At 41.6% G+C, this 15,203-nt stretch carries 12 protein-coding genes; 8 read left to right on the plus strand and 4 right to left on the minus strand.

Annotation, left to right across the window (positions count from 1 at the left end):
* Window position 1: 1 nt before the first annotated feature.
* Both B5Y40_RS20720 and B5Y40_RS20725 read right to left on the minus strand, forming a co-directional pair.
* Window positions 2-733, minus strand: coding sequence for an SDR family oxidoreductase (locus B5Y40_RS20720; RefSeq protein ID WP_079688754.1), 732 nt, complete (start codon window positions 731-733; stop codon window positions 2-4).
* 273 nt (window positions 734-1,006) lie between these two features.
* The gene (locus tag B5Y40_RS20725; protein WP_079688755.1) at window positions 1,007-2,965 is read right to left on the minus strand and encodes an LTA synthase family protein; all 1,959 of its coding nucleotides are present in this window, start codon (window positions 2,963-2,965) and stop codon (window positions 1,007-1,009) included.
* A 139-nt stretch (window positions 2,966-3,104) separates the two neighbouring features.
* Here B5Y40_RS20725 and B5Y40_RS20730 point away from each other — a divergent pair, with 139 nt between their 5' ends.
* From B5Y40_RS20730 to B5Y40_RS20765, 8 genes are all read left to right on the plus strand, one after another.
* Window positions 3,105-3,950, plus strand: a complete 846-nt coding sequence (locus B5Y40_RS20730) for an outer membrane beta-barrel protein (protein ID WP_079688756.1) — start codon at window positions 3,105-3,107, stop codon at window positions 3,948-3,950.
* Window positions 3,951-3,979: 29 nt separating this feature from the next.
* Window positions 3,980-4,987: an amidohydrolase family protein gene (locus tag B5Y40_RS20735; RefSeq protein WP_185145741.1), complete on the plus strand. Its 1,008-nt coding sequence runs from the start codon at window positions 3,980-3,982 to the stop codon at window positions 4,985-4,987.
* On the plus strand, window positions 4,987-5,661 hold the full coding sequence (locus B5Y40_RS20740) for a thioredoxin domain-containing protein (protein ID WP_079688757.1): 675 nt from the start codon (window positions 4,987-4,989) through the stop codon (window positions 5,659-5,661). The genes B5Y40_RS20735 and B5Y40_RS20740 overlap by 1 nt, the downstream gene beginning before the upstream one ends.
* Before the next feature lie 175 nt (window positions 5,662-5,836).
* On the plus strand, window positions 5,837-6,865 hold the full coding sequence (gene trhO, locus B5Y40_RS20745; protein WP_079688758.1) for an oxygen-dependent tRNA uridine(34) hydroxylase TrhO: 1,029 nt from the start codon (window positions 5,837-5,839) through the stop codon (window positions 6,863-6,865).
* Between the two features lie 108 nt (window positions 6,866-6,973).
* On the plus strand, window positions 6,974-7,501 hold the full coding sequence (gene mog, locus B5Y40_RS20750) for a molybdopterin adenylyltransferase (RefSeq protein WP_159453796.1): 528 nt from the start codon (window positions 6,974-6,976) through the stop codon (window positions 7,499-7,501).
* Window positions 7,502-7,525: 24 nt separating this feature from the next.
* Window positions 7,526-8,506 carry a M23 family metallopeptidase gene (locus tag B5Y40_RS20755; RefSeq protein ID WP_079688759.1) on the plus strand — a complete coding sequence of 327 codons (981 nt, stop codon included), beginning with the start codon at window positions 7,526-7,528 and terminating at the stop codon, window positions 8,504-8,506.
* 103 nt (window positions 8,507-8,609) lie between these two features.
* Window positions 8,610-9,542 (plus strand): hypothetical protein, encoded by a 933-nt coding sequence (locus B5Y40_RS20760; RefSeq protein WP_143785861.1) that lies wholly within the window; start codon window positions 8,610-8,612, stop codon window positions 9,540-9,542.
* A gap of 2 nt (window positions 9,543-9,544) precedes the next feature.
* Window positions 9,545-12,232, plus strand: a complete 2,688-nt coding sequence (locus B5Y40_RS20765; protein WP_079688761.1) for a CHAT domain-containing protein — start codon at window positions 9,545-9,547, stop codon at window positions 12,230-12,232.
* Window positions 12,233-12,239: 7 nt separating this feature from the next.
* Here the strand turns inward: B5Y40_RS20765 and B5Y40_RS20770 are convergent, their stop codons facing one another.
* Together B5Y40_RS20770 and B5Y40_RS20775 are read right to left on the minus strand one after the other, a co-directional pair.
* A complete protein-coding gene (locus tag B5Y40_RS20770) occupies window positions 12,240-12,608 on the minus strand; it encodes a nuclear transport factor 2 family protein (protein ID WP_079688762.1) in 369 nt (122 codons plus the stop codon).
* A gap of 141 nt (window positions 12,609-12,749) precedes the next feature.
* The gene (locus tag B5Y40_RS20775) at window positions 12,750-15,152 is read right to left on the minus strand and encodes an ABC transporter permease (RefSeq protein ID WP_079688763.1); all 2,403 of its coding nucleotides are present in this window, start codon (window positions 15,150-15,152) and stop codon (window positions 12,750-12,752) included.
* Window positions 15,153-15,203 lie beyond the last annotated feature (51 nt).

Consider the following 15,203-nt stretch of genomic DNA (forward strand, 5'->3'; position numbering starts at 1 on the left):
TTTAGAGTTTTAATTTCTTAAAAATGCCTTCAGGAATGTTCCGAATGATCAACATGATCAATCGCCATATCGGTAGAACATAGATCACATCTTTCTTTTTCTTAGCAGCTTTAAATATAGCTTTACTGAGATGTGATGGCTCCGCTGTTAACGGCTTGGGAAGTTTCAGACCTTCCGTCATTCGGGTATTGATAAATCCAGGCTTTACCGTAACAACCTGGACATTGCTTTTTGTAAGGCGATTCCGGAGTCCGGAAAGGTATGCTGTAAATCCAGCCTTGGCACTTCCGTAGATATAGTTACTCTGGCGGCCGCGTTCTCCGGCTACAGAACTCACGCCTATAATAATGCCTGCCTTCTTTGACTCGTAGTCATTTGCGACAGCGTTCAATATTGAAACTGCACCGGTATAGTTCGAGTGTATAACTTTTTCTGACGCACTCCAATCGCGTTCAGAAACTTGCTGATCTCCCAATAGCCCAAATACACAAATGGTGATTTCCGGTTTAGGATTCAGTGCATCATAAAAAGACTGGTGTTGGGCAGATTGTAGTGCATCGAACTTCAACGACTGTGCTGCGATACGATAACGGATCTGAGCATCCTTCGCAAGAATATCAATTGCTTCAGTATCTCTTCCTGCCAGGTATAGATTATAGCCTTTGGCAGCGAACTCATGCGCGCAGGCGACAGCAACATCACTGCTGGCTCCCAAGATTAAAACGTGTGACACTTATAGTAGTTGATTAGGGTCTTTACAATGAAAACGATTTCTGTAACATCTTTCCGTCATTGCTACAGAAGATCTTCCAAACATACTAAATATATCCATCATCCATAAACAAACCATGCGTTTCGGGCTATTTTCAACGCAAAGGTTTAAACCACGCTTGCGTGAGCGGTGCTTGAAAAATACAACGTATCATTTAAAATGCTAAACAGGTATATAGCTATCAAATTCTGAATCACGAAATCCGAAGAGATCATTTGAATCATTATATACTCGCTATTGAGGAGTGACATCCTTAATAGTAAAACGATCTTCCACGAGCCTGTTATTATATTGCTGAAGAACTGCTTTCATCGTATTCTCCATAGGCCCCAGGATATCACGTTGTGTGTCTATCAAATTATGTTCGAGAAGTTTATCCGTTTTAAAATTGTAAAGCGCCACCGTTTTGATGCCATCAAACTGAAGCAAGTAATCGCCTTCAAAAAGCTGGTATACATTATCTTTATAGTTGAAAGCAAGAGGCTTTATAGTCTCTCTGAATATATCTCTGCCAAACGCAACGTATGGGCTATTGAAATGCAGATTGCCCAGTATAGAGGGCATGATATCAATTTGTTGAATCAGTTGATCAGATGAGTCGGCAAGACTATGATCCGGCTTATAAAAAATTACAGGCACCGAATAAAATCCCCAGGCAGTTCGCGATTCGGGGAATTCAATCTCGGATGATGTGTGATCAGCGGTGATCACAAAAAGTGTATTCTTGAACCAGGGCATCGTTGAGGCCTTTGCAAAAAATTTCTTCAAGGAGTAATCGGTATACTCTATACATTTATGAATGACCAATGGACCTCCTTTGAATTTTCCTTCATATTCTTCTGGCACCTTGAACGGGTGGTGTGATGACACAGAAAATATAGAACTCATAAACGGCTGAGGAAATCCGTTCAGCTGGTCTGCATAAAAGTTAAAGAACTTGTCGTCCCAAATTCCCCACATCCCATCGGAGTCATCATTATTTGCATACTCTGTCATTCCATAGTAATGATCAACGCCAGCCAGATTCATAAATGCTTGGAAGCCCATGGATCCATTGGGCGCCCCATGAAAAAATGACGTATGATATCCTTTGGGTTTAAGTAAAGATGCAAGACTATTTATCTTATTGCCGGCATACGGTGACAAGAAATAAGGCACGCCTAATGAAGGTATACTACTTAGCACAGAGGGCAGACCATCAATGGATTTTCTTCCATTGGCAAACGAATAGTTAAAGGTGAGGCTATGTTGAATAAGCGAATCTAAAAAAGGTGTATAGCCTTTATAGGTACCATTCTCTTTTTCCTTATTAAACGCTCCAAAAAATTCTTTTGAAAAACTTTCCAGGATAATGACCACAACGTTATCAGGGCGAAATGCTACTGTGTCTACCGGTATATGTATAGGTGTATATATAGTGCCCAGTTGCTCTTCCTTGAAATAGTCCAGTTTTTGAATTTTGGTTTTGCCCATAGTACGCAGCAATGCGAACGGCGTATTCAGCACAAGACTGATCTCCTTTGAATCTTTCACATACTCTCCTGCATTGCTTAGTGTAATCGGCCGTGTGCTATGTCGAAAACCACCACGCATCCCTCCTATCACCAGGTATATTATAGGCAACATCATAAGAACGCCCGTACTATAGAACACAATTTTATTCTTCAGCATAGGCCCCTGCACTTTAATCTTATTATATAGCCATACCATCACAACGATGAGTGCAATCAGGAATAGAACGGCATACCAATAGTCCCATATAAACCGCAGCCATAATCCTCCGAGGTTTCCTTCATTTTCAAATTGTTTGAAAACATCCGCGGTAGTGCGTCTCCCTGTAAATCTGAAGTAAATGAAATCTGAAACGTTAGTCGCTAAAGCTATACCATTAAAAACAAAGAAGAGCCATTTCAATGCCTGTTGATATACCCTATGAAAACGTATCTGCAACGGAAGAATAGTAAGCAGAATGATCAGCGAATTTGTATATAGAATAGCCGTAAGATCAAACCGCAAGCCACCCAGGAAGAGGCGCAGAAAATCACCGAAGTCTAACCCAGAAAAATAACTCTGATTGAAAAAATAAAAACCTATTCTGCATAGAGTGTACAATGCCATTGCCAGCAAAAGCCTAAGTACCAACACCACATAAATATTACCTTGAAGCTTTAGCCCTTGAAACAGGTTTCGCATGTTGTATCTCAATTATTCGAATGCGATTTAATACAATTTTAATATAATTATGACATCACTGCAGCTTAAATTAACCCGCACCGTAGAGTGAAACATTTATTGCTTATTTTGCCATCGTAGTTAACTTATGACAAACTGAATGACTCGATTTTATTTATTTGTTGTATTGTGGTCGCTTCCATTTTCCTTCAGTCAGGCTCAAACGCATACACTTTCCGTTGGCATTGGTACTGGTATGACATCGAGCTATACCATGGATGAAGGTATCAATAAAGATCCACGTTATAAAGATCGCTATGATATCAAGTTTGCGCCCATCTCTTTGAATTACGGCATAGATTACGAGGGCTATGGATTCTTTGTTAATCCTGGCATTATAAACATCGGTCAGAATTTTTACGTAACCAATACCGTTGGTGGTCAGCAAGGTTTACGAAAAATAAATCAACAGTATATTAATATACCTGTTGCGTTCAAACTTCATGTTATCGATCTCGCTTTTTTTAAATTAAGCCTTGTGGCTGGTGGAAGCTTTGCATACCTGTTAAAAGGAAAAGAAACAGTTAGCCACTCTGTAACAAAACTTAATTTCCCAACGGAAGTTTATCCCATCTTACCATCAGACTATACCATTGTGTACGATGGCGTTGTTACACCTGAAGTTTCGGAATATGCTATGCTTGAAAAAAAGGATTTCAAGTCATACCAGGTATTTGCTTTGATGGGATTTCGTTCAGACTGGCAAGCAACAGATGATTGGCTTGTGTCTTTTGACTTCAGAATGAACTACGGAATTTTTGATCCTCGTTCGGATGATTACCTGCAACGTCTTAATGCTTATCAGGCACTATATGATTTTCCCGGCAGGCGAAGAGATTTATTCGCACAGATAAACGTAACGCTCTCACGCTATCTGGAGGTGGAGAAAAAAGAAAAGAATAACCATCCCTGGGGATCTCCTCGCAAGCGTAGGCCGCGAGGATAAAAAATGATTCTATCTTTGTTCCTTCTCTTATGTTGAAGATAGATTCTCATACACATATTATACCTGAAAAACTTCCTAACTGGACTGAAAAATTCGGTTATGGTGATTTTATATACTTGCAGCATCATAGAACCGGGTTCGCCAAGATGATGCGTGGCAATCAATTTTTCAGGGAAATCAATGAGAATGCGTGGAATGCAACACTTCGTATCGAAGAGTATAGTCTCTTCCAGACCCAAGTGCAAGTGGTGTGTACAATTCCGGTGATGTTTGCCTACTGGGCCAAACCTGCCGACTGTCTGGCGATCTCGCAATACCTCAATGATCACATTGCTTTATTAATAAATCAATATCCTAAAAACTATTTGGGGTTGGCAACCATCCCGATGCAGGACACCGAGTTGGCGATTCAGGAACTGGAACGATGCAAGAAAATTGGCATACATGGAATTCAGATCGGCTCCAACATTAATGATCTGAATTTGAATGAAGCTCGGTTCTTTCCTGTTTTTGAAGCTTGCGAAAGGCTTGATATGGCGGTGCTGATTCACCCCTGGAATATGATGGGCGAAAAAAATATGCAACGCTATTGGCTTCCATGGCTGGTTGGCATGCCGGCCGAAACTGCGAGGGCCTTGAGTTGTATGATTTTTGGTGGGATATTTGAAAGACTGCCTGCTCTGCGGGTTAACTTTGCGCATGCAGGCGGATCGTTTCTGTCAACCATCGGAAGGATTCAACATGGTTTTGAATGCCGGCCTGACCTGGTGGCAATTGATAATCCGGTGGCACCTAAAAATTATTTAGGGAAGTTTTGGGTCGATAGCATTACGCATGATCCGCTGATGCTGGAGTATACCTTGAAGTTGCAGGGATCGAAACGGATAACGTTGGGAACTGATTATCCATTTCCGCTGGGTGACCTGAAGGTTGGATCATTTATTGAAGAGATGGACCTTGACACATCAACGAAAGAAGATATTTTTCACAACGCTGCTCTTGAGTGGCTTAATATAAAAAAAGAACGATTCGAATAATGGATATGCCGTATTGCTTTCGCGAATTAAGAGTTATAAAAAAAGGAGTATATATTTTCCTGATGTTGTTCTTCTTTATCAGCAGTGCTTTTATGCTTCAGGCACAAGATAAACAACTGGCAGATGAATATGTGAGGCAACAAGAGCAGGCTAAGAAAGCAGCAATCATGCGCGAGCTTGATTCCGGAGTTTACTATATGGACAATGGTGACTATAAGAAAGCAGACGGCATCTTTCGCCACGTACTGGCTACTGTCAAAAGTGTCCCTTCAGACCTCACTTATTATTTCGGTAAGAACTCATTTCACCTGACTTTGTATAAGCAAAGTATAGATTGGTTGAATAAGTATATTCAGTTGAAAGGAACCAACGGTCAGTTCTCACAAGAAGCTATACAATGGAAGACGCTCGCGGAAGCTGAATTCCTGAAGGAGAAATCGAAGCAAGCCGAAAAAGTGCAGGAAGTACTCTCGATGGATTATGATATAGACTGCGGCCCCAGCGGCAAGGTTGTTTGCCCAGCTTGCAAAGGTGATCACGTTATTATACACCGCGGTGCTTTTGGCAATGAATACAAGACTTGCCCGTATTGCAATGATCAAGGTATTCTAACATGCGAGGAGTATAATCTTTTAATTCGCGGAAAGCTTCAGGCGAAGAATAGCAATCGCTGATATATAGTTTCCTTAGCTATTTGTTTTATCCCTTTATTTAATCTGGAAATTTTTCGCAACTGACAGTGTAAATGGAGACTTTCAATAATCTTATTTGACAGATTTGAATTCTTAGTAAATTTGCACCCGCCTTTAAAGGCATTAAAAACACCAACGATTAACCTGCAATTAATCCATGGCATTATACAATCGCGTTGACAGCCGTCTGCTCAAGGAGAAGATGCGCATGACCCCGGAGAAGAGGGTTACAATTTCCTTCTATCGATATCATCTCATAACAAATACGCAGGAATTCAGAGATCAGCTCTACAAAGATCTGGATATGCTTGGCATCCTGGGCAGAATCTACATTGCCAGTGAAGGCATCAATGCGCAAATCAGCGTTCCGGAGCATAACCTGGCTGAATTCAAATCACGTCTTTATAGCATCGAGTGGCTGAATGGTGTCCGACTGAATATAGCCGTGGATGATAACGGCAAGTCATTCTTTAAACTGAAAATCCTGGTCCGTAAAAAGATAGTGGCCGATGGTCTGGATGATAGCTCATTTGATGTAACCAACTCCGGTATACATGTGGATGCTGCTACGTTTAACAAGCTCGCGGATGATCCTGATACACTGATCATCGACATGCGTAATCATTACGAAAGTGAAGTAGGGCATTTCAAAGGTGCAGTGTGTCCGGATGTTGATACATTTCGCGAAGAACTTCAGGTGGCTGAAGACCTGATGAAAGATCAGAAGGATAAAAAACTTTTGATGTACTGCACCGGAGGTATCCGTTGTGAGAAAGCCAGTGCATGGATGAAACATATAGGTTTCAAAAATGTATTTCAACTGGATGGCGGTATCATCAAGTATGCACAGGATGTAAAAGAAAAAGGGCTCGAGAATAAATTCATTGGAAAGAACTTTGTATTCGATGAAAGGCTGGGTGAACGTATCACTGAAGATATAATTGCGGTCTGCCATCAATGCGGCAAGCCTTGTGACGATCATACGAATTGTAAAAACGATGGCTGTCATCTCCTCTTCATTCAATGCAAGGAGTGCTCGGAGAAATACAATAACTGCTGCTCAGACGAATGCAAAGACATCATCGCGCTTCCCGAAGAACAGCAAAAAGAATTGCGTAAAGGAATCAATAAAGGAAGGCAAGTATTCAAAAAAGGAAGATCTGAAAACATCAAATTTCAGTCATAGGCTTCATTTGCTTCCAATTTTCAAGGCTCTCACGTTTAAAGGTTGAGGTTGTTTGTGTACATTTAACCTCACACTTTAAACTTATTGAGTGTTTTGAGTCTATCACAAATCATTCGCATCGGTATTATTAACGTGTCTGATCGCGCCAGTCAAGGTATATATGAAGACATACCGGGGAAAGCAATTGTTGAAACGTTGAATGAATATTTGAAGAGTACTTGGGAAAAAGAATACGCAGTAATTCCAGACGAGCAGCATCTTATTGAGGAAACGATGATCGACATGGCCGATAATCGTAAATGTTGTCTGATTATTACATCTGGTGGCACCGGCCCTGCGAAACGCGATGTTACACCTGAAGCCACAGAGGCCGTTTGTGAAAAAATGATGCCTGGCTTTGGAGAGTTGATGCGAGCAGAAAGTCTTACATACGTACCCACGGCTATTCTTTCGCGCCAGACTGCTGGTATCAGAAACCACACCTTGATCGTAAATTTACCAGGGAAACCAAAGGCTATCCGGCAATGTCTGGATGCAGTCTTTCCAGCGATACCGTACTGCATTGATCTGCTGGAAGGGCCGTTTATCGAATGTAACGAAGAGGTTATGAAAGCCTTTCGTCCGAAAAACATTTAATTTACAGATTTACCCTTACTTACTATGGCTCGGATTAAGTATTACTACGACACTGAAACCTGCAAATACGAGCGGGTAAAGACCAAAACCAGTGATGTTGTGATGAATGCGTTAGGCATTCTTTCGTTGACTGTAGCAATGGCAGTCGGTCTTCTTATTCTGTACACCAACTACTTTGAATCTCCCAAAGAACTCATTCTCAAAAATGAGATCAAAGAACTCGAGTTCTATTATGAAAAGCTCACACAAGATGTAAAGGGTCTCAACGAGATTCTGGGTGATGTTGAACATCGTGATGACAATATATACCGTGTCGTGTTGGGCGCTGAACCCATTGATAAAGACATTCGTAATGCCGGTGCCGGTGGTGCTGACCGCTATGAAGATATTCGTGAAAAGAACATTGATCACGAAGACCTTGTAATTGACCTGAACGAAAAAGTTGATCTGCTTCGCAGGAAGCTATATATCGAATCAAAATCACAGGATGAAGTTGTTAAGCTTGCTGAGAAGAAAGAAAAACTTTACGCTTCAATCCCCGCCATCCAACCTATTTCAAACAAACAACTTTTAGCACTTGCTTCTGGTTTTGGATGGAGAACACATCCGATTTATAAAGTGAAGAAGATGCATACAGGAATTGATTTCGCGGCTTCAATCGGAACTCCAATCTATGCCACGGCCGATGGAACAGTAGCCGAGGTTAGTGTGAAATTCAGTGGCTACGGAAAAATGGTTGAAGTTGATCATGGCTTTGGATACCGCACCCGCTATGCGCACATGCACGAGTTTGCAGTGCGATCAGGACAAAATGTAAAACGTGGTGACCTCATCGGTTATGTAGGCAACACAGGTTTGTCTACCGCTCCTCACCTTCACTATGAAGTATTGATCAATGGAAGCCAGGTAGATCCAGTCCATTATTTCTACAACGACCTTACTGCCGGTGAATACGAAAAAGTACTTGAGCTTGCTTCCATCGAGAACCAGTCTCTGGGAATGTAATTCGCAAAAACATTTTGTAACAATAGACTTTACACGAACCCCGAAGATCAGTCTTCGGGGTTCTTATTTTTTAGAGTACCTTCGTTTTGATAATATACCTGTCATGCCCAGATTTCTACCTGCCTGCTTGCTCTTCATGATGGCCTATAGTACAACTTTCGCACAAGGATGCAGTGATGCAGGGTTTTGTACGATGGGTGCCATGAAGCCCGATCAACCTTTTAACAAGAAGATAGAACTGAAACTCCGGTCTATGGAAATCAGTTTTTACAGAGGCACGACAACGCTGACGCCTATCGTATACGTTGCAACAGCCGATCTTAACTTTAGTCTCAACAGCAAAACGTCCTTCCAGGTTAAACTTCCGTATCAGGCGGTATCAGGTTCGCTCGCGAAGACTTCTGGCCTTGGCGATATTTCACTCTGCATTACACGCACTTTATATACCACGGAAAAATTTGACATCAATCTTTCCGTTGGAGGAAAACTGCCTACAAATAAATCTGATAAAGATGAAAATGGTTATCCACTGCCGATGTATTACCAGACAAGCCTGGGGACATATGATTTCATCACCGGCATTTCACTAATCAGTAAAAACTGGTTGTTTGCCACCGGCATTCAACATCCCTTCAACAAAAACAATAATCAATTTTTGTGGTCGGCATGGCAAGGTAGCGGCGAGGATATGCACTATATAGAAGAGTATGCGCGAGCAAAAGAGTTAAAGCGCGGAACAGATATCATGTTTCGGGCAGAACGCAACTTTCGTTTTTCAAGAATCAATTTTTCACTTGGTGTATTGCCCATCATACGAATTAATAAAGATGAAATTGCCGATGCCAATGGCAAACGTTTCAAACAAGATGAAGCAAAGGGCATGGCGTTATCCGGAATTTTTACAACAGGTTATAACTTCAATGTCCAATCCGGTATAAAACTTTTGATCGGTCACAAGATTTTTAACCGCGATATTAATCCCGATGGACTCACTCGCGAGTTGGTTTCTACCGTAAGCTACTATCACCGTTTTTAATCATGAGAAGATTTTTTATAGTACTCTCCTTCTTATGGGCATTGGCTACCGGTATACACGCACAAGATATAGTCTTGATTGATCAGTATTTACTGGATGCAGAATATAGCAAGGCACTTCTTCATATCGATCAATCGCTGGCAAAAACACCGGATACCCATACCGTTGCTTTACTAGAGAACAAAAAAGCTGAAACGCTGATTCGTCAGGGAAAGCTTGATGAGGCCGAAAAATTATTGGCTCGGATCAGCACAAAAGTTTCATCAAAGCTTCAACAGGCTGTGACGCAAACAAACTATGGACTGCTATATCTAAACCTGGGAAAAAACGACCAGGCAGAAGAAGCATTACTTAAGGCATCACAGCTATATAGTGACGATGGAAAAGAAGAAAGCCTGGAAGCAGCGCAAGCGCTGGCATACCTTGGAAATCTATATAGTGCTACCGGTAAATATACACAGGCCGAAGAACAATTGAACCGTGCACTCTACTTGCGACAAAGGCAATTGAAGGAGAATCACGAGTTGATCGCTGCATCTTATAATGACCTTGGATTGGCATTCACAGCTACGGATCCCGACAAAGCACTGGAGTACTATGAGAAAGCGCTTGTTATCTATAAAAATCTTCATGGCAAGCAACATCCTAAAATAGCAATTGCCAATACAAATATAGGCTTCGTTTACCGGAAGCTTGAACTCTACGGTGATGCTGTTAACAATTTTGAATCAGCACTAAAAATCTGGGAGAGTGTATATACTACAGCGCATCCTTCCAAAGCGTTTGTACTTTTTAACCTGGGTGAGACATACTTAAAGATCGGTGATCGTAAGGCAGCTTCTGCGTTTTATACGCGCGCATTAACGATGTACCAGGAAAGCTATGGAAAGAAACATCCTGAGATAGCACGGGTGTTGAATGCTATCGCGAGTATTAACATTTCATCCAATGAATATACTACAGGGCTTCAGTATTATCAACAAGCATTGCAAGCGAATGTAAGTGACTATGAAAGCAACGACATCTCAACGCATCCTCGCTTACGGAATTTCTATGACGGCAATGTGCTGCTATATTCTTTGCTCGGAAAAACACAGGCACTGGAGTCGCAGTATTATGGGCGAACACTGAATTTTAAGAACCTCGATATTGCTTTACAAACGTTGCTCGTATGCGATACGCTGATTGATAAGCTGAGACAACAAATCACCAACGAAACCGACAAGATCATGCTCGGTGTCATTGCCAGCGAAGTCTACGCTGACGGAGTACGCATAGCGAATGAAACCGGAAATGTAGCGCTCCACAAGAAACGTTATTTCGAGCTTGCTTTCTACTTCGCAGAGAAAAGCAAATCTGCTGTTTTACTCGAAGCCATCTCGGACGCCAAAGCCAAATCCTTCGCGGGTATACCTGCGGATTTACTCGAAGAAGAAAAGAATCTAAAAACAGCTATAGCATTATGTGCCCAGAAGCTAGCACAAAAACCATCCGAGGATGAGGAGAAATATTTACGTGAAGCTTCTTATAGTCTCAACCGGAATTACGAAAGCTTTATCAAGCGACTCGAGAAACAATTCCCGGAGTACTTCAATTTGAAATTCAACGCGAGCTCTCCTTCCATTCAGCAATTGCAAAAGAAACTCGATTCCAAAACAGCTCTGCTCAGTTACTTTATTGATGAAAAGAACAATCACCTGTATATATTTCAAATCACAAAAAACAAGTATAAAATCATTGAGCATGCGTTGCCTGCCGAATTCGGAAAGTATATAACCGGCATGCGTAACGGGATTTTCTTTAATGACATGAAAGTATTTTCTGTCGCATCTCAAAAGTTATCTACATTACTTCTCCCTAAACATTTGCCGGCCTCTATACGTGATCTGTTAATACTCCCTACGGGAAGATTAAGTATAATTCCGTTTGAGGCGTTGTTCACCCGGGAAACTAAAGTTGCTGATACGTATAAGACACTCCCCTACCTCATAAATCGATATACAATACGATATGAATTTTCTGCAGGCCTCATTCTGCAAAAATCTACTACGCAACGTATGGCCCATGCGCCCTCTATCCTGCTATGTGCACCCGTAACATTCCCCGAAGAAGATAACCTGAACGAATTACCCGGAACAGAATCTGAGGTAAATGAAATCGCTAAACTCTTCGGCACACAGAATTATACCAGTGGGCTTTATTTGAAAGAACAAGCGGATGAAAAGTTGATCAAGTCAGAAAAGGTAAAGAACTATAATTACATTCACCTAGCTACACATGGTGTGGTGGATGAAAGCAATCCGGCATTGTCGAGAATATTTTTACAATCAGATATAGGATCCGAAGATGGAAATCTTTTCACAGGAGAGATCTATAATCTTAACCTGGATGCCGACCTCGTAACGCTTTCTGCATGTCAGACCGGGCTTGGAAAAATTTCAAAAGGCGAAGGAGTCATCGGATTGTCACGTGCCCTGGTATATGCGGGGGCACGAAGCATTATCGTTTCATTCTGGAGTGTTGCCGATGAATCGACCTCAGAACTCATGAAAGACTTTTATAGGAAGATGCTTGAAAATCGTAGTGCCGATTTCAGTACAAGCCTGCGAAATGCAAAGCTCGAACTCGTGAAGAATGAAAGCTATGCTGCCCCTTACTATTGGGCTCCGTTCATCCTCATCGGTTTTTAGTATCTAGCTATAGTACAGGACGAATACGCATATTCCGGATGACGCCATCTTCAATCTGGAATACGTGTTGTACATCTTTTATAGATACTATATTTCCTTTCAGGTCCCGGATTATTTGATTCGCTTCAACCACAAATTTACCTTCTTCATCCGTTTCGAAGTTTACAGGCTTTACATGGGGATCCATAAAGCTCCATTGGCGAGACCAATAATCACGGATGCCACTATGCCCTTGTACAAGTCCACCCTCCAAGGCATTTGCCCAATCGGCTTCAGGATGTATCACCTCCAACGCTGCGTCTATGTCGCGGGCGTTAAAAGAATTATAGACATATTGCAAAAGTTCACGATAATCCAGGTCTTGCGAAATAGTCATACTCCAAGGTTAATTATGATCTAATTTCACACCCAGGTCGCTGCATAACAACAAAATTGCCACAGACTGCCGGGATCAGCACACTAAGCCGCAATTATGACGACAGATGTTAGATATCTATACCCCAATATCAGGCGTTATTTATTCATAGCGCAACGACTTCGCGGGATTTGTTCGGGCAGCCTTTATTGTATGAATACTCACCGTAAAGAGTGCTATAGCAATTACCACAAGACTTGGCAACGCAAAGATCCACCACTCCATGGCTATGCGATTGGCAAAGCTCTGCAGCCACGTTGTCATAACCCACCACGCCAGCGGTGTTGATACGACAATGGAAATACCCAAAAGCGCGATATAGTCTTTACTGATCAAGCTTAATATACTGGGTATAGATGCTCCCAAAACTTTGCGAACACCGATCTCTTTGGTGCGCTGAATTGCTGTAAGGGAAGACAATCCAAATAAACCAAGACAGGCTATAAATATTGCGAGCGTTGAAAATATACCGAACACCTTTCCGAACTGCTGGTCTGCTTTATACTGTTGATTGTAATGATCATCGAGGAAAAAATGAATGAATGGATTTCCGGGGAATAACGTCTTCCAGTCATTCTCAAAATTTACCAGTGACTCTTTTACGTTAGCAGTATTGAATTTGATGGAATAGTAACCGCCAGGTGATTTACCATAACGAAAGACCAGGGGATCGTACGCTTTCTTCAGCGACTCCTGGTGATAGTTTTTCACTACACCAACGATCTTGAAGGTATCACCCCAGAAAAATATTTTGTCATTCAATGCCTCTTCAGGATGTTGAAATCCCATTTGTCTGCACGCAGCTTCATTCAACAGAACTGAACTTTCCTCATCAGAAGTCTCGGCAGAGAATGACCGACCGGCTGCCAGCGCTATACCAAATACTTTAGTAAAGTCATGGTCCATCAAAATGACACGGTATTGCTTTGCATCTTCTTCACCCTGACTCAATCTTCGTATACCACCTGCATTCCATCCTGGCTGGCGGCCAGGTATAGAGGTTGACGCAGTCATGCCTGCTACTTCAGAATATTGCTCGATGGTATTTTTGAACACCTGGAATTTTTGCTGATATGTTGAGTCAACAACGTTCGGAGAGTTCAATATTAAAGTCTGATCTATATTTACACCTAACTCTTGTTCCTGCATGTGGCGGATCTGGCGATACACCGTAAACGTACCAACGATCAACGTAATGGAAGCAATGAACTGGGTAATCACCATGCCTTTGCGGAAATATATACCTTTATTTGTATTCTTGAATCTGCCCTTTAATACTTCAACTGGTTTATAACCTGATAATACAAATGCAGGATATAGTCCTGATAACAGGGCACCGCCAATGATCAGTAAGCCCATCCAAACCCAAAACATTTTTTGCCTGAATAAAAGATAATCAAGCTGACGACCCGTTATATCACTGAATGACGGTGTCAGTAAAATCACAAACGCTATGGCGATCACTACAGCAACAGCATTCAGCAGTACGGACTCAAACAAGAACTGTTGAATAAGTTGAGACCGAAAGCCTCCCATCACTTTACGCACACCAACTTCGCGTGCCCGTTCGATAGATTTTGCAGTAGACAGATTTATATAGTTGATCCATGCAATGATGAGAATCAACACGGCTACAATGGAAAGAAAGTACGTTGATTGCCGATTACCGTTTTGCTTAAATTCACCAATGAAATCAGAGTCGAGATGAATATCCGTTACAGGTTGCAGATGAAATACCATACTGGCGCTATATTTCTTTAACTCTTCGCCTGCATGCTTCTGCACAAAGGCAGGAAGCTTCGCCTCAAATGCCTTTACATTGGTTCGTTCATCCAACAATATATAGGTTAAGAATCCATCCCACTGCCAGGAGGTTATCGGATCATTCCATAGTTTATTCAGACTGGAGAATGACATGAGTATATCAATCTTCATGTGTGAATTATCAGGCAGGTCTTCAAACACTCCGGTTATCTCGTAATCATTTTCACCATTGTTCTTTAAAAGTTTACCGATCGGGTTTTCACTGCCGAAATATTTCTTCGCCATCGACTGTGACACTACAATTTTAAACGGATCTTTCAGAACAACAGAGTCGGTGCCCTCTAATAACTTAATGGAAAATACACGGAAGAAGTCCTCCGAAGCAAAGTATGCATAATCTTCCTTGAAGAATACATCATCGTGCGCGAAAACAGAATTGCGTTGTGTGAGCCTGGTATAATATTGCACCTCCGGAAAATCATTCTTCAGATCGGCACCAACACCTGCACAACCCGAAGCCCATCGTGTTGAAAGTTCTCCCTTGTCGTAACGATCAAGCTGTACGCGGAAAATTTGATTTTTATTCTTCAGAAAGTCATCGTAGCTGAACTCGTGCATCACATATTGCGTAATCAGCATACAGGCCATCATGCCTATGGCCAAGCCTAAAACATTGATACTTGTAAACGCTTTATTCCGTGAAATATAGCGCCATACGGAAGTCATATAGTTCTTAAACATAGGGAGAATTTAAAACGATATACTGCTATATATTGAAATGGTTACAGCTGA

Origin of the sequence: Ohtaekwangia koreensis, assembly GCF_900167975.1 — a bacterium.
In the GTDB taxonomy this organism is placed as follows: domain Bacteria; phylum Bacteroidota; class Bacteroidia; order Cytophagales; family Cyclobacteriaceae; genus Ohtaekwangia; species Ohtaekwangia koreensis.